Consider the following 22,038-nt stretch of genomic DNA (forward strand, 5'->3'; position numbering starts at 1 on the left):
GTAGCCTCGGCGACACGGACGTTCGTCGTCATCGTGATGGTCTGTCATTCCCTACAAAACCGGGCAGTAGCAAACCCCAAATTGCATGGCGCGACCCCTTCAGTCCTCACATCCAATCGAATAGACGTAAATACCGCCGATGTCATCGGGCGCATCGGGCCCGATCTTCTTTTTCTCGAATACAAATCCAGCCTCAGCCAGTAACTCCTCGTACTCTTCACAAGACAGCTTGAAGTCGCCAACCTCACGCAGCCCAGAGTCAAGTGCCGCCTCCTCGAGTTTGACGAGCTCTTGGTGACCATGCCGCCTCGCCTCCTCAATGACGAAGGTGTGGAAATCAACAAGCGCTTCACGCCGATCTTCAGCGCTCGTTTTATCGTATGAGCGAAGAAACTCATCCCCTACAATATATCTCCCTCCTCGCTTGAGGTTTCGTCTGACATTTCGAAAGTAATCTTCTTTGTCGTATGGCTTGACATGATGGTCAGCGAATGCTGAAAAAATGTACTCAAATTCTCCATCTGGATCGTATCGTCGGCTATCCTCGTTCACAGCACGCGCCTTGATGTTGCGCAACTCCCCTTCGGTACATGTGGTGTCGATGATATGTCCCAATAGATTATAACACGCCCAATCCAACTCAACTGCAGTCAAATCCAAATTCTCCCTTCGAAGAATACGCTTCGTAAAAAGCCCAGTCCCCGCACCAAACTCCAGCACCCGAATTTGCTTCTCCTTATCATCTCGGCGTTTCTCAAACTGGGAAATCATCTCGTCCACCATCTCGAGGTAGAAAACGTGCTTCTCCTCGTGCTGATGATAATGATGTATGTCGATGTATGCGGACATCTCAACCTGTTTGCGCAACGACCTGACCTTCATTTCAGGCTGCCGGAAGGTAGCCTCGACCAAGCCGGCGTCATCCGGGTTTCCAGACACTGACACGGCCGCCTTTATGATCCCGCCAAGAGCGTCTTCGTGGGCAGAAATCTCATCTTTCTCCGTGTGAAATGTGATCACTCTCGAAACATGTTCGTTTCCGCTGTCCTCGTATTTGGCAAGCACTCTGGCAGCAATATCTCCAATTACCGAAAAGTCGTAGTTGAAATCCGGAAATCCCTTCGTGAGGTTCTCAAAAGAGATCGAGTAGACATTATACTGCTTTGCATGGTCACGAAGAATATGAACGTTTTCTTCCATCTGCGAAGGCGACTGAAAAACAAACACCCGCGTACTGTTCTTATCGGTACTGTTTCGAATAGTCTGCCCAATTCTCCCCTTCCAGAACCTCTCCTCTACGTCAATAACCGCCAAAGCTTTGACTGTCGCCTTGTCCCTTTTCAAGAGGTTGATTAGATAACGGGGGTAAGCGTCATATGACAAGGATATCGACCCCGATCTAGCGCGCAGATCTCCGATCGTACAGACTTGCTCACGGATCGACTCAATAACAATTCCCCGAAAATACTTGTTCCCTTCCATTTCGGAATGCCGACTCAAGCCCGACACGCCGTTCTCAAACTCGGCGCTTACGGCTTCCAGGTCCACCTTCCATGCCGACCCTTCCCTTGACATCCCTTCAGAGATTTTCTCGCTCAGCCTTTCCCACCACACTGATATCTGCTCCGACAACCAGTTCTCATCTTGGGGATCTTTACGAAGGCTATTGATCTTCTTAACGATTTGCGTGACTCCTTCCTCGCTGAATTCCACAGACTGAAACTGGGAGAGCGGTCCATCAAGATCAGCCCTCCCCATGTCGAATAGCAGCGGGCACACGACTGCCTGAGATGATATCTTTGAGATTGCACCTGCTTCAAAAAGGAGCCACGGAGACGATGCGTTCTCTGGTGTGACGCAGAAGATTCCCATATTGATTTCACCGAGACTGTCGGCGATGGCATTTGCCCATCTAGTGCCGGGTTCGACGTCCTCCTCAGAGAGCCATGGGGTGATATTCTGAAGAACCCGCGGCAACCACTCGTGCAGGGCATTTGCAATGACACGACTCCGTTGCCCAGACCAACTGATAAATATTTTCATTGAATTAGATTCATACATTCCTAAGTGGCTCCTCTTCGCACGCTCTGAAATCACCCTAAGAAAGTTGCTCGTCTCGTCAAGATTGCACCGAAATGAGCCGAATCCATGGAACAACTCAGTTCGAGCCTTTTCATGGCGGAGCTACCTAGCGATATCGACATAAGCGGGGATCCGCGCGACAGACACCCGCGCGGAAATTTCGCACGATGCAGGCTACTTCGTGAATCGGGAAGAAGCCTGCCCCGATATCTTCAGGATTGCGGACAACTCTAGATCCCCAACCATCCTGATCTTTCGTGAAGTCCCCGACCTCTCTGCTACTAGTCGCCATAAACTCTTACATTGGCACCCTAACCACCGAACCCGTTTATTGAGCCAGCTAGGCAATTCGCACCGATGCCGAACCACTCGAATTCGGCATGTGGAAGTGCCTGTCCGCGTCATCCTGCAGGGCTGCGGGATCATGGTTGGGGTCTGGCGTTCGCCGGGGCGGGGCAGAGCGCCTAGATCACGAATCTCGGGAGGACGGGCCGATATCTCGATCGTGCACCGCAGACAATCTCAAGCTACGCGTCAGGAGCTCGACTCACCACTACTGTCAGGACTTCGAGGCCGATTGGTTTGTTTTAGCCGAGGGAAGCCTGCCCTTTTCGCTAAGGTTAGTTTTCCAAACGCACTCCGCGTGAGGCCGATCCATCGCAGCCGAGATGGGTTACCAATCGCACCAAGCCGGGACCAGCAGCAGCCTTTCCTCAACGCTCACGGACCCGGAACGCCGAGCTTGGCCGGACCAAAGGGAGCATCGAGACGGAGCTTCTTGTTGAGCGTTCCGGTGAAGGGCTGCTCGCTGGGATGGAACTTCAGCCGCGTGCCGCCGGTGACGTGGTTCATCGCCTTCTCGAGGCTGCCGTAGGCGGTGTCGTAGCTGCCGATTCCCGACATCGGGTCGCCCGGCTCCCAGCCGATCCACTGGCCATCGACCCGCAGCGTCGGCCAGTTGACGACTCCCCCGAGTTGGGCATCGACCGCCTGGCCAATAATGTCGCCGATCCATTGGTTCGCCATTCCGTCCAACCTCTCGTTGCAAATCACCGCGATGTCGACTCCGGGAACGGTCGAGGAATCGATGATCGTCGAACTGCTTCCCGGCATGTCGCCGATCCACCGTTGGTCATAGTCCTCCATGTAAGAGAGCAGCGATGCGGCGCTCGCGACGATGAAGGTCGATCCATACATTGCCTCGTTGTTCATGCCACCGTAGGGCATCGGCACGTTGTTGAAATCCGGGTCGTAGAGATTGGCCGACTCCACCTCGGAGAAGTAGTGGGGTTCACGCAGCCCGAGGGCGCTGAACGGCTGGGCGAGGTAGAAGTCGGTGACCGGGACCCACCGGCTCTGACCCACGAGGTTCTGGCGCAGGTAGGTGTAGTAGTTCTGCCCGGTCAGTTCCTCGATCACCATGACCAGAACGTTGAAGCTGAAGTTGGAATAGACCGCTTCCCCTTCGTCATCCCCCGCACCCGGATCGGTCGCGAGGTTCCGCCCGAGCGCGTAACGCGTCATCTCCTCGAGCGTGACCGGCGGCGGATGGCCTTCATCGCCGTCGAGACCCATGGCCTCGTAGATCTGCTGGGTTTCCCAGACGTGGTCGGTCGCCCAGCCCGCCTTCATGTCGACGAGATGTTTCACCGTGATCTGTTTCATGCGCTCGTCCTGGAGCGACGGCCACGGATCGATGTCGAGAATTCCCCCGCCCTCCTGTCCAAGGTCGAAAACGGGGGTGTTCTCATCGAGCCCTGCGGCCTTGAGCTTGTTGATCGATTCGATCACGAAAACCTTCGAGACGCTCGCGAGCCGCATGGTCGCGTTTTCCGGCAGCGGCTGGGTTTTGCCCGAGTTCCTCCACCCATACCCGCGCTGGTAAATCACCCGCCCATCCTTGGAGATGCCAACGGTGCAACCGTTGATGCCGAAGTCGTCCATCTTCTCGAGGACAATGCTATCGACGAAGGCGAAAGTCGGATCCGGATGCCCGCTGATGGGAGGATTGTATGCGGAAAGTTCAGCCGACATGGAGAGGACGGCGAGGGCGGCGGCAAGGGGTGCGTAGTTCGGTAGTTTCATGATGGTTGGTCGTTTGGGATTCGGATTTGGGAGTGTGACCGGCGCCCGTCTCTTCGCAGTTCGGGGACGCCGGTTTCAAAAGATGGCAAATTCGATCGGGCGTGCTCATTCCACGACGGCATCCAGCCGCAGCGAGCGGTAGGTCGCGGGATGACTCAGGCGGACACCCGCCTGCGGAACCGGATAGGTCTGGCCGAGGATCTTCACGTTGGCGCCCGCGGGAACGGCGGCGTCGGCCTGCTCGAGGTCGTAGTAGGCGCGGTCGGCGGTGCCCGCCAGATTGTTGGCGCTACGGTAAACGTAGTGGGACTCGGGGAGGAAATCATCCAGCACCAGTCCGCCGTAGCCATACTGGTAGTCGACCCCGGGATTTCCCCAATCCTTGTTCATCGATGCCAGACGGAAGAGGATCTGCCGGACACCGGTCGCGCTGAGGTGCGGATGCTCCGACCAGAACGCCACCGTGGCACCCGCCGCGTTCGGAGCCGAGCAGCTCGTGCCGCTGAAGCCCCCTTCGGTGATCAGCGTGGTCGTCGACGTCGGCGCGCAGATGTCCGGCGCCTGGTTCCCGCTGTTGGTCGGTCCGTGGCTGCTGTAGCTGGTGAGCACGTCGGCGCCAGGCGGCTCGTTGTAGTCGTTGCGATGAACGGCACCGACCGAGATCGCGTTCGCATGCGTGACGTTTGTCGGGCACTCGATCGAGCTGGCGGCCACGGCATAGGTCAACGGCTGCTTCTCAACGAAGATCTCGAACTCGGGCGTGTTGCCGTCGTAGTGATGGATCGCGATGTAGACGTCCACCGGATCCTCGGACTCATTCGTCCAGCTCAGATACTCGAACCCGCTGGCGGCGATGGATGAGTCGAGAAGTTGGTCGTTCGAGTCGAAGAGATAGAGGTCGTAGTCATCGTTGTCGGGCGAGCCGTCCCACTGCAGCGAGACCGCCACCTTGCTGTTGTCGTTGTCGCCGTCGGCGTTGTTCGCGGCCACCGTGATGAAGTTCTTCTCGTCCGCGCCGGACCAATGGTGCCAGTCGTCGGCATCCGGATCGCTGAAGTCACCCTGCCAGTGCTTCAGCGCCTCGTTCCCCGCGGTGGTGAAGAAGAGCATACCCTCGTCGAGCGCCGCGACCACCGCCTCACAGTAGACCCCCGAATTGTCGTCCCATCCGGTATTGTGCGGACCGAGCGAGCAGGTGATGACGTCGACGTCGTTCGCGATGGCATCGTCGACCGCAGCCGCGAACTGGGTGCCTCCCGAGGTCCTGTAGATGAAGTAGGTCGCACCGGGAGCATGGTCATAGACGGCTTCGACACACGCCGTGCCGTGGATGTTGTCGTTCGCCTCCAGACCGTTGCCGGTGAAGTCGATCGCGGTGTAGGCACCCGGAGCGGTCCCGGAGTTCGACACCGCGGCAAGACCGGTGAAGCCGCTGTCGATGATCGCCACCTTGATGCCGGTGCCATCGCCGCCGCCGACCTGATAACCGAGAGATTTCACGAGCGCCGGGCCTTCGTCGTTGGTGGTCTCCTTCGTGACCCCGGACACCTGGTAGTCGTTGCCGAGCTTGGCGGAGAACGGGATCAGATCCGCGGCCTTGAGCCAGCCGTCGGCGCGGTTCCCTCGCACGAGATTGATCTCGAGTCCGAGGTCGCGGAGAAGGTCCGGATCGATCTCCGGCTTGGGATCCCCGTTCATCACGATCTCCACCTGGATCTTGCCGTCGGCGCGATGGGCCAGCCCCTTGCGCCGGATCATCTTCTGGACCTGTTCCCGGTCCGCACCCTTCTGGAATCGGCCGATCTGATGCAGGGCCGATGACATGCGGGTTCCCGGCGGAGTCTTCTCCTCGAGGACTCGGCGCCACACCGGCCCCCGCTCATCCGGACGAGGCTCCGCACGTTGATCCGGGCGCTGTTGGGCGCCCCCCAGGCAGGCGGTGGCAATGATCGTGCCGATGGTGACCGGCAGACAGTTGAAGGCGAATCGGGATTGCATGGTCGGATTGACGGATGAGGTTGCTTGGGCCGCCGGTTGGTCCCGCGGATGCGGTTGGCGCCATCCCCCATTCGCCATCCCGGGCAGCCGATTTCAAATTTGCCGGCATTTTTCCCGGATGCCTGAAATCCGGTTCGGCCGGGGCCAAATCCCCAGCGCATCACCGACCCTTCACGCCTTCCAGTCGGGAACGCAGCGGGCCAAGTCCCACATCAACCGGTCGAGGGCCGGTCCGATCCCGGGAGTCCGGGCATTGGTCATCGCGGCCCAGCACATGCCGGAGGCGGTAATGACGGCAATGGACGCCGTTCCGGGAAGACTGCCATTGTGCCAGCGGTTCGGCACCTGATTGACCGCCCAACCGCAGGCATAGCGGGGATTCGCGGTGCTGGCCGTGAACATCCGCTCGCCGGAGGGTTGCTTGAGCACATCTGCGCGGACTTTCCCGCCATCGACCCGCACCAGAATGTTGATCAACTCCGATGGCCGGGCGATCCAACCGCCGTGCGCATCCATGCGCCGGACATTCATGGCATACGGACGGTCGCCGTTACGCGAGTGATAAACGACCTCGCCCGGACGTCGTTCGTCGCGTGTGTTGCCGGCGATCTCCATGCCATCGATCCCGCAACGCTTGAGCAACCGGTCCTTCACGCAACCTTCGTAGGAGACACCCGCAGCCTTCTCGATGATCCGACCCAACAGGCAGTAGCCGAAGTTCGAGTAGGCATACTGCTCCCCCGGATCGTGCTGCAGGGGATCGTCGCGCAGCGTACTCTCGATCAATGCCGCATGATCGAGCTTCGGGTTGCGGAACATCGGATCGTTCCGCTGGTTTCCCCAACCGCCGCCGGTGTGGGTGAGGAGGTGGTGCACGGTGAGCGAGCGAAGCCGGGGCGTGAGTTTGAGTTCAGGGATTTCCATCCCCAACCGGCCTTGCGGACCGAGGACCTTGTCGTCCAAAGCCAGCTTCCCGTCTTCCATCAGTTGGAACAAGGCGATCGAGGTCAGGGGTTTCGAAACACTGGCGATGCGGAAGCGGTGATCGGCTGTCAGTTCCTCGCGCGACTCCGCATCGGCAAAGCCGTAGCTCGTCGAAAACGAAGGCCGTTCGCGATGGGCGAAGGCAATGGAAAGCCCGGGGACCTTGAAGTCGCCCATGAATTTCCGGGCGAGCTTCTCCATCGAGGCACGCTGCGCGTCGGTCGGCTTCGGGACCTCGTCGGCCGCCACGCGGGAAGGAAGGATTGCCCCTCCTGCAGCGGTGGCGAGCTGTAGCAAGCACCGGCGGCGTGAAACGGTTGGCGACGACATGACCCGACCATTCCCAACGCCGGTTCACCACTCCGCCTATCAGATCCCATGACATCGGGAGCTCCGGCTCGGCTTGCGGCGGGGTTTTCCGTTCGGCAAGGTCGGGCGGGATGGAGTCCGGATTTTGGCAACGGGGTGGCGTCTGGGCAGTGATCCAGTGGCTACTGATGCCGGCCTTTGTCGCCGCCGGGCCGATATGGCGCGAACAGTGGTCCGGGAACGTGAGTGTCTGGATCGCCGTCCCCCTCTTCCTCGCCGGTGCCCTTTTCGGCATCACCGCGAAGGCCACGCTCGGCCGCTACCGGACCATCTTTCCGCAGCCGCTTCCCGATTCACAACTCGTGCGCCACGGGCCTTATGCCATCGTCCGACACCCGCTCTACACCAGCCTCGTGCTCCTGTCGCTGGCGTGGGCGCTCGGCTGGCGCAGCTTTCCCGGTCTCGGACTTGCGTTGGCGATGTTCGTCCTCCTCGACGCCAAGGCCCGACTCGAGGAACGGCTCCTACGAGAGAAGTTTCCTGATTACGACGACTACGCCAGTCGGGTGAAGCGGCTGTTCCCGTGGCTTTACTGAGAGCCCCGTCAGTCCCGCCACGCGATGCGATAAACGGCCCCTCGCGAGGTGCGATAGGTTGTGCCGAGCCAATACAGATTGCCGTCCGGACCGACCGCCAGGGACGCCGGCTTGCGCGCCGAGGTCAGGAACACCGGATCCTGCTTGGGATCCTTCGGCAGACCTACACCTGACGCAAACGGCACGACCTTCCCGCCTCGCCCGGGAGTAAGACGGTGGATCGCTCCGGGTCGGTCGTTGTTGAATCCCCACAGCGCCACGAAGTAGCTGCCGTGATACTCCTCGGGGAACGACCCTCCCTTCGGATACCAAGCCCCGCCGGTGACCAGCCAATCGAGCTTCCCGATCGCCGCATCCGCGACCGGCTCGGACCGACGGCCGACATAGCTCTCCTTCCACGCGGGGATCAGTCCGGTGTCCAAGCTCACTCCGAAGTTCGCGCCTGCCTCCAACTTGTAGATCGCGGCCTTACGACGACCGGAACAGTCGTTGAGCAGCATCGTGCCGGTCGAGGGATCCAGCGCGAGCGCGTACGGGTTCCGCAGACCCAACGCGTAGATGGACCGGTGGGCTCCACGAGTTTCTCCACGGAACGGGTTGTCATCGGGAATCGATCCGTCGCGGTTGAGGCGCAGGACCTTGCCGGTGAAGGTCTCCAGCGACTGGACGGAGTCATGCTTGCGGTCGAATCCGTCGCCGGTCGTGACGTAGAGTTTCCCGTCGGCCCCGAAGAGGACCGCTCCCCCGTTGTGACTGCCGCCGGTTTCACCACCTTCACGAAAGGGAAGATCGATGAGCACCTTCTCGCTCCCGTCTACGGCACGCATCGTACCGTCGGTGGTCAGGGTGAAACGGCTGAGCCGGTTGTGTCGCGGAGCGTCGTGCATGTAGAACACGTAAAGATACGGCTCCCCCGGAAACTCCGGATCGAAGGCGAAACCGCGCAGCCCTCCGGACCGATGGCCTCGCCCGTCCAGCATGCTGCCGTCCCGCTTGCGCGGTGTCAGGACGCGCAGAACCGGCTCGGCGCGGAGCTTCCCTTTCGCATTCACCATTCGCAGTTCCCCCACGACCCGCTCGGCGACGAACAGGTTGCCGCCCGGACCGAAAGCCATCGCCGACGGCGAGCGCAGGTTGTCGACGAAGCGCTCCTCGACGAACCCTTCCGGCAAAGCGCTGCCAAAGGCCGTGGAGAAACCCAGCAAGGCGAGCGAGAAGAGGCAGCGGATCCGGCGCATCGCAGTGAATACCGGTCCGCCCCGGACTTCGTATCAAAAGGCGGGCGTCACGTCGTGATCGGACAGTCAAATCCCCGAGCCGCGGAACTGCAGCCTTGGCAAATCAGCGGTTCGTGATACACCTCCGCCCGCTCGCATGAATCCGCAGCTCCAAGCCAACCACTTCCGTCCGTGCTCCCCAATGGGTGCGGACCAGTCGTGGTATGCCTGCGGTGACGTTTCCGTCCGTACCGAAACCACCCTTTTCATCAAAGGCCGAGGCGGGCCTGCTGAGCGTTAGTTTCTGATTCCACAGATTTCCTTTCCACAGCCCCGCCACCATTCCGGTGAGCGGGGCTTTTTTTGTCCCCATGAATGCCAATGCCCCACCCCATGCGAGCCTCTGGAGCGACCTCCGGCGGCTCCCCCGCAGCTACTGGATCCTTTTCAGCGGCACCCTGATCAACCGCTTCGGGCACTTCGTGATCCCGTTCCTCGCGCTGTACCTGAAGCGCGAGGGCTACGACGCATGGGTCACCGGCGCTGCCCTCGCGGCGTACGGTGCGGGCGGCTTGCTGGCGAACATCAGCGGCGGATACTGCGCCGACCGGATCGGCCGCAAGCCGACGATCCTGTTCTCGTGCATGAGCGCCGCGGCGGCGATGCTTGCCCTCTCGCAAGCCCACACCGCGGGGTCGATCATCGTGCTGAGCGGGATGGTCGGATTGGTCAGCGCGATGTATTTCCCCGCCGCAAGCGCCCTGCTCGCAGATCTCGTTCCGGTTGAGTTACGGGTGCGTGCCTTCGGCTGCCAACGGCTGGCAGTGAACCTCGGGTTCGCCCTCGGCATGATGACCGCGGGCGCGCTCGCGACGCATTCGTTCGTCTGGCTGTTCGTGATCGACGCCGCGACGACAGCGGCTCTCGGATTGCTGGTGTTGGTCGGATTGCCGGCCGGCAGAAAGGCATCACGCACCAACGCCGGCTGGGGCGTCGCCCTGCGCTCGATGCGCTCGAACGGTGCCTACCTGCGCGCGGTCTTCGCCTCGTTCTGCATCGCCATGGTCTTCTGGCAGATCAGCAGCACATGGGGCCTCCACGTGACCGTGGTCGGCGGCTACAGCGAAAAGGTCTACGGCTGGCTGATGGCGCTCAACGGCCTGATGATCGTCGCTCTCGAGCTGCCGCTGACCTCGCTGACAAGACGCTTCGCCGCGCCGCGCGTGATGAGTATCGGCTACCTGATCGTCGGCCTGAGCATCGGACTCAGCGCCTTCGGCGGAGCCATGCCCTTGCTGGTGGCGGTGATGGTGCTGTTCACGCTCGGCGAGATGATCGCCCTGCCGGTGGCCCACAGTTTCATCGCGACCCTGGCGCCCGACGACATGCGCGGACGTTTCATGGGCGTGCTAGGCGTGGCGTGGAGCAGCGCGACCATGATCGGCCCGGCGGCCGGGCTGGCGTTGTTCGAACACTCACCCGCCCTGCTCTGGATCGCCTGCTGCGGGCTCGGCGCACTGGCAGCGGCCAGTGTCGCCGGGTGCCGGCAACGGACGAAGGAAGAGCTGCCGGAGCCGGTAGGCTCGCTTTCCGAAGAAGCCGGCTGAAACTCCATCCGATTCCCGGCAGCCTGCGCCGCTGCCGGGAATCTCCCTTTCCAATGCGGAACCGCTTTCTTATTTCTGGGACATCCCGATGAACCGCTTCCTCCCGAATCTCACCCTCGCCCTCCTTGCCGGGCTGGTCCCGGCCCGAGCGAGACAGTGGGTCTTTCCCGGGGTGAAGGATGCGGTGGAGGCCGACTTTGTGGCCGAGAGCAACGGCTACGTCGTGCTCCGCGGCGAGAACGGCAAGAGCTTCGAGCTGCCGCTCGCGAACTTCAGCAAGCCGGACCGACAGTTCATCGGCTTGCTGACGGCCGATGCCGAATCGAAGAAGCCGCTGATCTCTCCGGGCAAGCCGGTCGAACGCGCCAGCGGTTACAAGAAGCAGGAGTCCGAAACCCTCACCGACACCCTCATCACCCCGGCGGCCGCGACGGAAGTCCGGGTCACGGGCGGCGGCGATCCGCTGCGGGGAAGTTCGGTCCACTTCACCGCCACCGACGGCTGGCTCTTTCTTGAGCGCATCCAACCGTCTGCCGTGGTCTCGACCTTCCTCGACCGCATGCTGGTCAATGGAGTTCCCGCCAAACTCGATACCAACGTCCGTGTCGTCCGCTATGCCGACGGCAGCGTGATCATCCCGCAGACTCCGGATTTCCCCGCCCTGACGGTCTTCCGAAACCCGGCACAAGCGGGCGAGTCGCTCGACCTGAAATGCCGCGTCAGCTACGGCGAGAAAGAACTCGGCGCGCTGCAAGGCCCGGTCGGCTCCTTCATCCTGAGGCGCGGATACATGGCGACCTTTGCCGCCAATGAGGACGGAACCGGTATCAGCCGGAACTACGTCGCGCAGGACCACGACGTGGTGATCGACCGGATGCCCGAGGGCCTTGAAAACGGCGTCCGGTTCGTCCGCGTGTTTCCATGGCAGTGGACAGCCAAGAAGGGCATCGCCGGAGGCATCCACCAGAACCTCAACGTCGGCTGGTTTTACAACTGGAACATCAGCGACCGCTCGTCGCTCGATCTCGAGTATGTGGCGATCAAGCAGAAGCGCTGGTGGCCCGGGCTCGGCCACGACTGGAACGCACTCGGCGTGAACCACCTGCTCGGATTCAACGAGCCCGACCGTCCCGACCAGGCGAACATGTCGGTCGACGATGCCATCGCCGGCTGGCCAGAACTGCTGCGAACCGGGCTGCGGCTCGGCTCGCCATCCACCTCGGACGGCGGTCTCGGCTGGCTCTACGAGTTCATGGACAAGGCCGAGAAAGCCAACCTGCGGGTCGATTTTGTCGCCGTCCACTACTACCGCGGTGTCGGCAATCCGAACGACGCGAAGGCTGCCGCAAACCAGCTAAGGGATTTCCTCCAACGTATTCACGACCGGGTGAAGCGGCCTCTGTGGGTGACCGAGTGGAACAACGGAGCGAACTGGACGAGCACGCCGCACCCGAATGACCGCCAGCAGAAGGAAGCCATCGAGGCGATGATCAAGATGCTCGACGAGACACCCTTCGTCGAGCGCTACGCCCTTTTCAACTGGGTCGAGGACTGCCGCATGCTGGTGCGCGGCGACGGATCGCTCACCCCGGCCGGTGTCGCTTACCGCGACCAACGATCGCCGGTCTTCTTCCTGCAGCCGAAATACGGTCGATAGTTCCCCGCGGCATCCTGCCTCACTTCGAGCGCGCGACGTAGATGCAGTGGCGCGGCTTCTTCGACTTCTCGTGCGGTTTCGCCGGGTGGGCTTCGACGCGGAACCCGGCGCGCACGAGTTTCTTTTCGAACGCAGGCGTCGGATGCGCCATCCAGTAGGCCGCGCAACCTTCCGGCTTCAGCACCTCGCGAACCTTGGAGAAGAACGACGGCGTGTAGAGCCGCGAGTTTCCCTCGGTGATCAGCATGTCGGGGCCGTCATCGATATCGACCAGCAGTACGTCGAGACTATGCTTCCCGTACTTCGCCAGACACTCGAAAAGGTCGCCTTGGAACACGCGTGTCCGTTCATCCTCGAGGACCGGCCCGTTGTGCTCGGAGAGAAAGGTTCGGTTCCACTCGACGATCTCCGGCATCAGCTCCGCGACCTCGATCGTGGCCGGATGGCCGACCACCTCGAGCGCCCGCTTGAGGGTGAAGCCCATGCCTAGCCCGCCGATCAGGACCCGGGGGTGAGCAGGACGTCCGCTTCGGCCGTCCGCAATGCCCGCACATCCCAACTCCGCCATCAACTGCTCGGAGTAGGTCATCCGGGTGCTCATCAGCTCGCGCCCGTCGTTCTTCAGATAGAACCGCCCGTCGTGCTTGTGCAGGGAAAAGACGGTGCCGTCGGCCAGACGGGCTTCTGCGAGTTGCACGTAGGGCTTCACGCCCGCGACCATCCCCGGATTCGCCCCGCAGGCAAGCGTCGAGCCGAAGGGTCAGTACTCGGCGGGGGCGTGTGACGATTGCCGCATCCGCCCTCCAACACCTCGGCGAATCAATACGCCTCATGGCAAAACCCCATCCAGATCCGATATCATAAAACGCAATGATATAAACTAACTTTGATTTTCTATCAAACCAAATATCTACCAGCCGAACATCACGTCACCCTGTCCCGGAAGCGAACCTATATCATGAACTCTTTACAACATTCGACTTGCCAGAATGGACGAGGACCACTCTAAGTTAGGTCCTTCTTTCTCTAACATCTATTCGGCAAAGTTAAACCATGTCACAGCTCACTTCATTTTCGGACATTGACGGCGTGCCTTTTCACTACGCCCGACCTCCCGTTGCCCCGTACGGATCAAGAGGCAAGCCCCATGTCTTCCGGTGCGATGCCCGTCTCCTCCCTGCTCTAACGGACGCTGTTCGTGAACTCTCTGAAGTATGCCCCCTCGGAAAGCCGCAACTAATCACCTCGGCAGGCACCTTCGTGAATAAGCCCGGCCAGCATGGCAAGGGCCTCGCGGTGGATATCGACGCTATTTTTTGGCCCGAAAGGGAATTCGTCACGAAAGAGTTCCCAATGGATCCAACCTTTTATCTGTCGATAGAGTGCATCTTTCGCAGGTATTTCGGACTCGGTTTGAATTATCTCTACAATTCCGCCCACCACGACCACTACCATCTCGATTTGGGGCGCCCTGTGGACTTCGTAACGAGTTCCCGCTCGTATACCCTGTTCCTCCAGGGCGTCCTGACCCATATTCACGGGCACGAGGTTGTGATCGACGGGCAATGGGGGCCTCAGACCGAACAGGCAACCGAACAGACGCTCAAGGATCTGGGCTCCACCGGCAAGATCACCACCCCCGCCACCTGGAAGCGCTTTCTGCTGGAAAGTGCCAAGATCGGGTTCGGAACCTCCAGTTCCCCCGGGAATTCCGCCGCCCACCAAATCGAAGTACTAAGCTCCGTCGTCGAACATCTTGGGATCGACGGTGATGACTGGCAGATGCTGAGGGGGAGTCTCGACGCTCTTCTTGACACACCTGAGGTCACCCGGCTGCTGGAAGACGATTCCACTGAAGAGACAGTCCGTCTGGGGATCTGCAAGAAGATCGTCGACTTCGAGGCACGCCGCAACAACAAGGGCAAGATCATCGTTTACAAGCTGCCTTCCGGGGACGGTGGCGGCACCTACGAGATCGCCGGCATTAACGAGAAGTATCATCCGGAGATGGCTGCGAAGTTGAAGCGGATGATCGAGACCCAGAAGAACCCAGACCGGGCGGAGGCGCTGGCGGTCATTTACATCGCGACCTACACCGACGCGGCGGCCCGCTGGTCTGTTAACTACGGAGTCGAGTCCTACCTGCGGGATTCGATGTGGAACCGAGGGCCGGGTGGCGCCGCCAAGATCCTCCAACTGGCCTTGGGGTTCAAGAAGAGCGACGTCGACGGCCTGGTCGGGCCGCAGACCCTGGGCGCTCTTGCCACGGCCGAAGCGAAGCCTGTCGCCTTTCTCGCCGAACTTCGGGCTGCACGGGAACGGTATGAACGCGAGTATGTGAAACGAGACGAAACCAGCAAGTTCTGGAAAGGTCTGGTCAACCGCTGGGACAAGGCGCTCGCGTTCTCGCGGAGCCTTGCCTGAGGGCTGCCTGAACTTACGCCTTCCGCCGCGGGCCCGATGCGCCTGCGCCCCTTCGAGACCTCGTTCCCTCCCGAAGTAACAACCATCATGAGTTTCAGCCTGACCCTTGCCTCCGCACTCGCCCTTGCAAACGGCATCATCCGCATCGGGCGGGAGATCGACCTCATCGCCGCCGCCAAGGTCGCCCGGGAGGACGCGCTCTCCCTCCCGATTCCGACAGCGACCAACGTCACGCCGGCGAACGTGCAGGAGTTCCTCGATTTCCTCGTTGAAGACGAGGACCTTCACGACCTCGGAACGAAACAGGATCGCGAAGACATCCGCGAGCTCGTGAAAGCGGAGAACGGGTTCTCGGGCGAGGAACTCGTTACGGCCTACAAACGCCACTACGCTGTCTTCGCACTGATGCTTCGGCATCGGTGGCAAGCCCGCCTCGATGATCCCGGGGACGCGAGAGCGATCGTCGTCGGCAACCTGACTTCGGAGGACCAGGGCTACATCGACTGGGTGCGCAAGCATCATCCGGCATGGATCAATGAGCCCGAGAGCATGCGAGCCGTTTTCCGCCTCAGCGCAACCGGCGGCGACTCCGTCGACAGGAACAAGGAAACGGTCTGGAGACTGACGAAGCTTCTGCTCGATCTCCTCGCGGATTTCGGGGCCAGCAATGCCGGACTGATTACCAAAGACGCGAAGCTTCAGGTGATTGTGGAGAAGGTTTTGGTCAGTTTCGGAGATGCCAATGTACACGAAGGCAATCTGAGCGCCAAAGACGTGCTCCGGGTTGGATTCAGCTCCACTCTCTCCGGAGTGCTGGATGCACGGGACGCGCTGGACCTCGACAATGCCTGGCTTGAAGAATTTCTGGGTGCGGTTGCATCACTCAGGGACGAGCTGGACGGCGACGAAGGGATCGGCTTCGACACTTTCGTCCTGAGCCTCTTCCAAGGCAAAGGCTATCCCCGTCTGGTGGCCGTGCTTCTCGAGACGGCAGCCGGACAAGCCGGAGGGGGTGCCGGCGCAGGGCACCGTGCTGAGATCAAGAGGCTCAGTGCCACTTATCTGAAGCAAGTGGCCGGTCTGCTGAAGTCGTGCGAGGACCAGGGCCAAGGCGCGCTCAGGGATTTCGTCCGCCACCGTTGGGGCGATCTGCTCCGGGGCGCGTTCTCGAGCATCAACACGCATGCGGACGAACTACTCGGCGGGGCAGGCTCCTCACTGGCGAGCCGAGTGCTCCAAAGCGTGCTGCACCAACTTTCATCAAGTCCTGACTCGGCTTTCCTTCGCAGTGGTTCCTCGGATCTGGTCGCTTCGCTCGCGGACGCGGCGGTGACCGCCGTGGTGGAGAACAAAGGCCTCATAGAAGCAAAGATCGACGAGCCGTGGTTCAGGGAGTTGGTCGGGCACGCGGCGACCGTCTTGGGCAACCAAGGGCTTCAAAAGACGCTGACCGCGGATGGTCTCGCGTCACTGACCCGGGAGGTGATCCACACGACAGCACGCGCGGCTGCTCTCAACCCCTCGCTATTGGACGGCGCCGTCGGCGAAAGCTGGCTCCGCCAGATCGCTCCGGCCATCGTCGTCGCGATCACCGATCCCGGTTTGCAGAGCACACTGGACGCGGACGGTTTGAAGCGTGTCGCAATCGCGGTGGCCGACGCCGCAGCCTCCGTGTTTGCCAATGATCCGTCGCTCATACAGGACGGGATCTCGGAAACTTGGCTCAGTGCGGTGGTCCAAGGCGCAGTCGGTGGCCTTGGAACCAGCGGGGTGGCTGTCCTGCTCGACAAGGAAGGGGCGACCGCGTGGATCGAGGGAGTGCTCCGCAGTGGCGCCACGGCTTTGTCGGAGGATCCTTCAATGGCCGGCACCATCGACGAGTCATGGCTGCGCCTGCTCGTGCAGGCAGTCGGCGAGGCAGTGGTTGCCACACCGTCAGGCACCCGCCTCGGATCCGACAACCTGCGGGAGATAGGGGTCCACTACTTCGAAGTGGTCCTCGGTCACTTCGCCACCAATTCCGCCGAGGTAACCGCGGGCATCGGAGACGGACGGGTCCGGGCAGCCCTTGAGGCATTGCTTGCAGCCGCCTCTTCGGATGACGTCGTGAATCACTTCACTGCCGAAGGGTTGCGGAGCCTGATCGGTCTGACGATCAGCGAGTTGGCGGATCGCCCGGAGTTCTTCCTCGAGGAAGACGTCCATCGGGGCGTCGCCGAGCTTGTAGGTAGAGTGACGAAAGCCGTCGGAGACAGCATACAGTCCAAGATCAGCGCAGAAGCACTCGCAAGCGTAGTACTCAGAAGCGCGCTGCAGGCGGTAGCTGCCGACCCTTCGATCATCGATCCCGACTATTCGAGAACCATCGCCGCCGTTGCGACCTGTGTCGCAGGCGCGCTGGATGGAACGCCGTTCTCGGAAGTGACCGTCCGGGCCGTCGCCGAAGCCGCGGCGCTCGACCTCCTCGAAAACCAATCGCTGCTGACTTCGGGGAACGGAAGCGTGGCGGTCGCCTTGCTCAAGTCGACCATCGATGCCATCCGCGAGACCACCGCCGGGGAGGCCGAACCCGCGCGAATCGCGCGCCGGATCATCGCTCCGATTCTGCCCGAACTCACGAGCGCGGTAGTCCGGGCAGTCGCCGCCAAGGGGCAGCAGCTCCTGTCGGGTCTCGATCAGGATGCGGCCCGGTCACTCATCGCCCAATCACTGGGGCCTTTGATCTCAGCGACGTTGTCCGGGATCCTCCGCCGGATTGGAGATGGTTTCTCCTCATCCGACCTTCCGGTGGTTCTGGAAACGGTCGCGGGCGAGTGGGCCTCCGGCGCCGTCTTCCCGGCGGATGCGCAGGCACTTGTCGCCAAAATCGAAGAACGTCTCGAAATCCTCGCAGCATGAGAGGGCAATCCATCAGCCGACCATGAAACGAATCCTTTCCACACGTCATCTCCTCGGGATTGTGGCGACCGCCGCCCTGGCCGTCCAGGGGTGTGCCACGCAAACCGACGTCAAACGCATTGTAGCCGAAGCGAACGCGGCAAACATTGCCTCGGTCGAAACGCTAACCGGCCAGCCCTACTTCCCGGTCGCTGGCAAGGCGGAGGGCGATAAAACCGCGGCATCGATCGCTGGAAGGCAGGAAGATGCCGAGTTCCGCTTGAGGCGGATGATCGCCTCACAACCCGACCCCGCTATCAGCGGCCCCCTGCAGTTCCGGCTCGCAATCCTCCATACGGTCCGAAAGGAGCCGATCAGTGCCCGCGCCGCTTGGAACTCCGTCCCGCTCGGAACCCTCGACAGTCGGGACCGCATTCTCTACCGGTCAAGGGAGCCGCTCGTGCTCTGGTATCAGGCATGTGACAAACCCACGGCGCTGAAAGCGGCTTCCGACTCGATCATTGGCAGTCCGCCGATCGCTCCGTCCGAATCCGGTTTCGATTCGACCTACCTCGGCATGCTCGACGCAGGAGTCGGCGACGCGATCCGCGACAGGAATTCGGGGCTCGCATTCTATCTCTCCACGATCTTCGCGGACATGACGGTGCAACTCTTTGAGTCCGATCGACACCCGCAAGCCGATGCGCGCTGGGTCGAAACCTTCCAACGGGCCAACTCCAGGATGCTACAAGTCCACCGGATGCCCGAAACCCGCAACCTACAACCCGGCACACCTGAAGCGGAATACCGGCGATTCCACATGGACCGGGTCGGCCGACGCCTTTTGGGAAACAAGCACCGCTTGGGAATCGATATCGGCTGGACCGACTCCGACAAATTGTGATCGTGGCACACACCGAAAGAATCGGTCCAAGCGACTCCAGGCGGCTCCAAATCCGCACCGACGCATCAATCCCTCCAACCTACCCCGACCATGCCCAAGACACCGAAACCCCCTCCCCCCGATCCCTCTCCTGAACCCCGCGACGAGAGCCGCTTCTGGAAAGGGACCGACCCGCTCCTGATCACGGGGTGGATGGTCATGTTCTATCTGTTCTTCGTCGGACTCGTTTCCGCGATTCTCGTGACGATCAATTTCCCGGGCCCTGCGGTCACAGACGGAGAGGACGCCAAAGTACTCAACAAGAGCTTTCACTTCCTCGTCCACAAGGCGCCCTTGCAATCCAACGGAACGCTGTTCCTTTTCCTCGCGTTCTTTTCCGGTGTTGCCGGGAGCTTCATTCACGCAGCCCAGTCGCTGGCCAGCTATCTGGGGAACGAGTCCTTCAAGCGATCCTGGATTCCCTGGTATCTGCTCCGGCCGTGGATCGGTGGAGCACTCGGCTTCGCGGTGTTCGTCGTGTTCAGTGCCGGACTGGTCGGTGCCAGCGCGATGTCGGATGGCGCGATCAACCACTATGGCATCATCGCGCTCGGTTTTCTGGGCGGCTGGTTCTCCAAGACAACCAGCGACAAGCTGCAGGAGGTTTTCGAGACGCTCTTCAAGACCAACGCCGATGCGCAGAGGAATGACAAGTTGGACAACGTGCAGCCCGAGATCGAGAGTTGCGATCCCTTGCCGGTGCCGAAGAACGCCACGAAATTGCGGATCAAGGGCCGGGGTTTTCAGGAAGGAGCCAAGGCGATCATCGACGGCAAGGAACTGACGATCAGCTTCTTTTCCGATGACAAGTTGACGATCGAACTGAGCAACCTCGACCGACCCGCCAGCCCGAAAACCCTACATCTTCACATCGAGAACCCGAAGGGCTCGGAACGACTCTCAAAGCCGTTCAAGATTCCCTTCGAGGCGTAGCCTGCTCCGGACGACACCCCGAATTGCACCCCTCCCGGATTTCCGACGACCGATGAGACGACGTACCCCCGTCCGCATCTATGTGCTCTGGCACAAAAGTTTCGCGGAGGGACTCCCTTTGGCGAGGCACATCTATCACTGGTTCCGGTTGCCAAGTGGGGAAGGAATTCCCGTCTACTTCAGGTGCGCGGAGAATCCGTTCGGTGAGAGTTTCCCTGAAATCCGGGAGGAGGACTGCGACCACAACATCATTATCCCGCTGGTAGAGCCCAACATGGTGGCCTCCATGCCTTGGCGAAGGAAGATCGAGAAGCTGGCCAACACCGCCAGCGACTCGGAGGCGGGGGACTGGCAGGGAGCCCGCTGCCACCTCCTCCCGATCGCCCTGCATGACACCGCCTATCAAATGCCGTCAGCGGTCCGGCGCCTGAACTTCATCCGCAAGGTGGGGCCCTCAGGAAACGCACCGGACGAGGTGCTGATGAGCCGCTTGACCGAGGCGCTTTGCCTCCTGCTACGGGGGATCGCCAGCCCGGGCGTCACTGATCCGATCAAGATATTCCTCAGTCACGCCAAAGCCGACGGCACGGATGTCCCGAAAGAGATCAAGAGCTTCATCCAGAACGAAACCCAGGCGCATACCTTCTTCGACGAGAACGATATCGCGTATGGCCATGACTTCGCCAAGGTCATCGAGAAAGCTCTCCAGACCGAGTCAGCCGGCCTTCTGGTCGTGCAGGGCGACCATTACGCCGACCGCCCGTGGTGCCGGAAGGAGATCCGGGACTTTCTGGAGCCGAGGAGGATTTCGGAATCAGGAGAAGAAGCAGGCCGTCCCGCATTGTTCTCCGTGATGCCCTCGGTCGTGGTGAGCAATTTCGAAGGCAACAAGGTCGCGCGGACGATACCGGAGCTCGGTCATGCGCCATCGGTGCAGTGGAAACCGCAGGCCGCCCGGTCCGCCGTCGTGACCCTGTTACGGGAGATCCTCTTTTCCAATTTCTACCGCCTTCTGGCGCGCCGGGAGCGGTCCGGTTTCCCGGACAGCGACGGTCCACGCAGGCTCCTCGTCAACCGTCCGCCCGATCCGGTAATGGTCGAGCAACTCCTGCAGTTGGCCAAGGTGGATCGCAACCACCCGAAGGGAGTGACCATCCATCATCCCGGTCACGGGCTCACGAGCGTCGAGCTTGAGGGACTGCAGGCGCTGTATGGAAACTTCGGTTTCCATGCCTTCGGCGCACGAATCGAGGAACCGGCATCCGTCGGCGGCGGTAACGATTCCGGGAAGGCCGGAGTCTTCGCAGGCAGGGTCCTCGCGATCTCGGCAGGCAATGCCTGCGATATCCTGAAGTCCGGGTTCAGCGACGACCACACCGTGGAGCTGCTGACCGCCATCCTGCATCCACTCTTCAAGAAAGACATATCCCTGCTCTACGGAGGAGGGCTCCCGAAGTGGGATGACCCCGATAAGCCGTGGATCTCGAAGGTGAACTATACCCACACTTTCCTCGGTCTGTTGCTCGCGGAACGCGACAAGACCGATGGAAATCCATCCGGTGAACCAGGACTGAAGGCAGACACCCTTCCTTCCCGACTCTTCAATCTCAGTGCTTGGCCGCACTCCCTCGATTTCACCATCGAAGACGAGGCGCGCTGGGTGAACACATGCTCGTTTCTTTGCGTTACCCAAGGAATGGCAGGCATTCCGGCCGACGAAATTCTGGGGCCGGAGCACGTCGAGGAGGAACATCGGCGACAGAAGATCCTGAACACCGCGGTTTGTCTCACCGCGATGCGCCGCAGGCGCTGCGGTGATTTCACCTGTGACACCCCCGAACGGGAGAACTTCGAGTTCCAGCCGATTGCTCACCTCTTTGTCGGAGGCAAGCTCCGCAGGTATTCGGGAATGATTCCCGGTGTTTGGGAGGAGATGCTCCATGCCTACCTGGCGGAGCGCCCCTGCTTTGTCGTTCGAGCCACCCGCGGCGCGGCCGGGCGTCTTGGGGAGTGGTTGCTCAATCCACCCGTCGACCGCCCCGTCGAGCTCAGCGTCGCCTATCAGGCGCGCCAGTCTGGGGATCCGGAAGTCTACCGCTGGCTCGCTGACCAATTGGACGATGCCTCTGACCGCCTTGGTCCCACGCAGGCTTTTGACCAGCTGTGGCAATTGATTCAGGCGCGCCACGACTCCTCCTTGTCTGAGGTCCTTCGAAACAAACTCAGCGACGAAGAGAATGAGGATCTACTCAGATCCGGTGACTTTGGCGAGATCGCCAGATTGATTGGCAAAGGCTTGGAAAGGCTGGCCGAGCCCGGAAGATAA

General features: G+C 61.0%; 14 protein-coding genes. 8 read left to right on the forward strand and 6 right to left on the reverse strand.

Annotated features, from left to right (window positions below):
• Positions 1-99: 99 nt before the first annotated feature.
• From HAHE_RS06910 to HAHE_RS06925, 4 genes are all read right to left on the reverse strand, one after another.
• Complete coding sequence (locus tag HAHE_RS06910; RefSeq protein ID WP_338689693.1) at positions 100-2,043, reverse strand: TIR domain-containing protein; 1,944 nt, start codon at positions 2,041-2,043, stop codon at positions 100-102.
• 759 nt (positions 2,044-2,802) lie between these two features.
• Positions 2,803-4,167, reverse strand: a complete 1,365-nt coding sequence (locus tag HAHE_RS06915) for a serine hydrolase domain-containing protein (protein ID WP_338689694.1) — start codon at positions 4,165-4,167, stop codon at positions 2,803-2,805.
• A gap of 105 nt (positions 4,168-4,272) precedes the next feature.
• Complete coding sequence (locus tag HAHE_RS06920; RefSeq protein ID WP_338689695.1) at positions 4,273-6,165, reverse strand: S8 family serine peptidase; 1,893 nt, start codon at positions 6,163-6,165, stop codon at positions 4,273-4,275.
• Positions 6,166-6,336: 171 nt separating this feature from the next.
• Positions 6,337-7,398, reverse strand: a complete 1,062-nt coding sequence (locus HAHE_RS06925; RefSeq protein ID WP_338689696.1) for a serine hydrolase domain-containing protein — start codon at positions 7,396-7,398, stop codon at positions 6,337-6,339.
• 191 nt (positions 7,399-7,589) lie between these two features.
• Here HAHE_RS06925 and HAHE_RS06930 point away from each other — a divergent pair, with 191 nt between their 5' ends.
• Complete coding sequence (locus HAHE_RS06930; RefSeq protein ID WP_338689698.1) at positions 7,590-8,054, forward strand: isoprenylcysteine carboxylmethyltransferase family protein; 465 nt, start codon at positions 7,590-7,592, stop codon at positions 8,052-8,054.
• Between the two features lie 8 nt (positions 8,055-8,062).
• On the opposite strand, the gene HAHE_RS06935 is transcribed toward HAHE_RS06930, so the two are convergent.
• Positions 8,063-9,292, reverse strand: coding sequence for a PQQ-dependent sugar dehydrogenase (locus HAHE_RS06935; RefSeq protein ID WP_338689699.1), 1,230 nt, complete (start codon positions 9,290-9,292; stop codon positions 8,063-8,065).
• Between the two features lie 350 nt (positions 9,293-9,642).
• Between HAHE_RS06935 and HAHE_RS06940 the strand changes: the two genes are divergently transcribed.
• Positions 9,643-10,878 (forward strand): MFS transporter, encoded by a 1,236-nt coding sequence (locus tag HAHE_RS06940; protein WP_338689701.1) that lies wholly within the window; start codon positions 9,643-9,645, stop codon positions 10,876-10,878.
• 88 nt (positions 10,879-10,966) lie between these two features.
• Positions 10,967-12,535, forward strand: coding sequence for a glycosyl hydrolase (locus HAHE_RS06945; RefSeq protein WP_338689703.1), 1,569 nt, complete (start codon positions 10,967-10,969; stop codon positions 12,533-12,535).
• Positions 12,536-12,554: 19 nt separating this feature from the next.
• Here HAHE_RS06945 and HAHE_RS06950 read toward each other — a convergent pair whose 3' ends face one another.
• Entirely contained in the window at positions 12,555-13,244 is a 690-nt protein-coding gene (locus tag HAHE_RS06950) for a hypothetical protein (RefSeq protein WP_338689705.1), read from the reverse strand.
• A 644-nt stretch (positions 13,245-13,888) separates the two neighbouring features.
• Here HAHE_RS06950 and HAHE_RS06955 point away from each other — a divergent pair.
• From HAHE_RS06955 to HAHE_RS06975, 5 genes are all read left to right on the forward strand, one after another.
• The gene (locus HAHE_RS06955) at positions 13,889-14,959 is read left to right on the forward strand and encodes a putative peptidoglycan-binding domain-containing protein (protein ID WP_338689707.1); all 1,071 of its coding nucleotides are present in this window, start codon (positions 13,889-13,891) and stop codon (positions 14,957-14,959) included.
• Positions 14,960-15,046: 87 nt separating this feature from the next.
• Positions 15,047-17,857: a hypothetical protein gene (locus HAHE_RS06960; RefSeq protein ID WP_338689709.1), complete on the forward strand. Its 2,811-nt coding sequence runs from the start codon at positions 15,047-15,049 to the stop codon at positions 17,855-17,857.
• Between the two features lie 22 nt (positions 17,858-17,879).
• Positions 17,880-18,740 carry a hypothetical protein gene (locus HAHE_RS06965; protein WP_338689710.1) on the forward strand — a complete coding sequence of 287 codons (861 nt, stop codon included), beginning with the start codon at positions 17,880-17,882 and terminating at the stop codon, positions 18,738-18,740.
• A gap of 90 nt (positions 18,741-18,830) precedes the next feature.
• Positions 18,831-19,712, forward strand: coding sequence for a hypothetical protein (locus HAHE_RS06970; RefSeq protein WP_338689711.1), 882 nt, complete (start codon positions 18,831-18,833; stop codon positions 19,710-19,712).
• 52 nt (positions 19,713-19,764) lie between these two features.
• Positions 19,765-22,038: a TIR domain-containing protein gene (locus tag HAHE_RS06975; protein ID WP_338689712.1), complete on the forward strand. Its 2,274-nt coding sequence runs from the start codon at positions 19,765-19,767 to the stop codon at positions 22,036-22,038.

Source organism: Haloferula helveola (assembly GCF_037076345.1).
Classification (GTDB): domain Bacteria; phylum Verrucomicrobiota; class Verrucomicrobiia; order Verrucomicrobiales; family Akkermansiaceae; genus Haloferula; species Haloferula helveola.

Bases quoted from the DNA above. Each gene is read 5' to 3' on its own strand.
- HAHE_RS06910 (WP_338689693.1), bottom strand. From the start codon at position 2,043: ATGAAAATATTTATCAGTTGGTCTGGGCAACGGAGTCGTGTCATTGCA.
- HAHE_RS06915 (WP_338689694.1), bottom strand. From the start codon at position 4,167: ATGAAACTACCGAACTACGCACCCCTTGCCGCCGCCCTCGCCGTCCTC.
- HAHE_RS06920 (WP_338689695.1), bottom strand. From the start codon at position 6,165: ATGCAATCCCGATTCGCCTTCAACTGTCTGCCGGTCACCATCGGCACG.
- HAHE_RS06930 (WP_338689698.1), top strand. From the start codon at position 7,590: ATGGAGTCCGGATTTTGGCAACGGGGTGGCGTCTGGGCAGTGATCCAG.
- HAHE_RS06935 (WP_338689699.1), bottom strand. From the start codon at position 9,292: ATGCGCCGGATCCGCTGCCTCTTCTCGCTCGCCTTGCTGGGTTTCTCC.
- HAHE_RS06940 (WP_338689701.1), top strand. From the start codon at position 9,643: ATGAATGCCAATGCCCCACCCCATGCGAGCCTCTGGAGCGACCTCCGG.
- HAHE_RS06945 (WP_338689703.1), top strand. From the start codon at position 10,967: ATGAACCGCTTCCTCCCGAATCTCACCCTCGCCCTCCTTGCCGGGCTG.
- HAHE_RS06955 (WP_338689707.1), top strand. From the start codon at position 13,889: ATGGATCCAACCTTTTATCTGTCGATAGAGTGCATCTTTCGCAGGTAT.
- HAHE_RS06960 (WP_338689709.1), top strand. From the start codon at position 15,047: ATGAGTTTCAGCCTGACCCTTGCCTCCGCACTCGCCCTTGCAAACGGC.
- HAHE_RS06965 (WP_338689710.1), top strand. From the start codon at position 17,880: ATGAAACGAATCCTTTCCACACGTCATCTCCTCGGGATTGTGGCGACC.
- HAHE_RS06970 (WP_338689711.1), top strand. From the start codon at position 18,831: ATGCCCAAGACACCGAAACCCCCTCCCCCCGATCCCTCTCCTGAACCC.
- HAHE_RS06975 (WP_338689712.1), top strand. From the start codon at position 19,765: ATGAGACGACGTACCCCCGTCCGCATCTATGTGCTCTGGCACAAAAGT.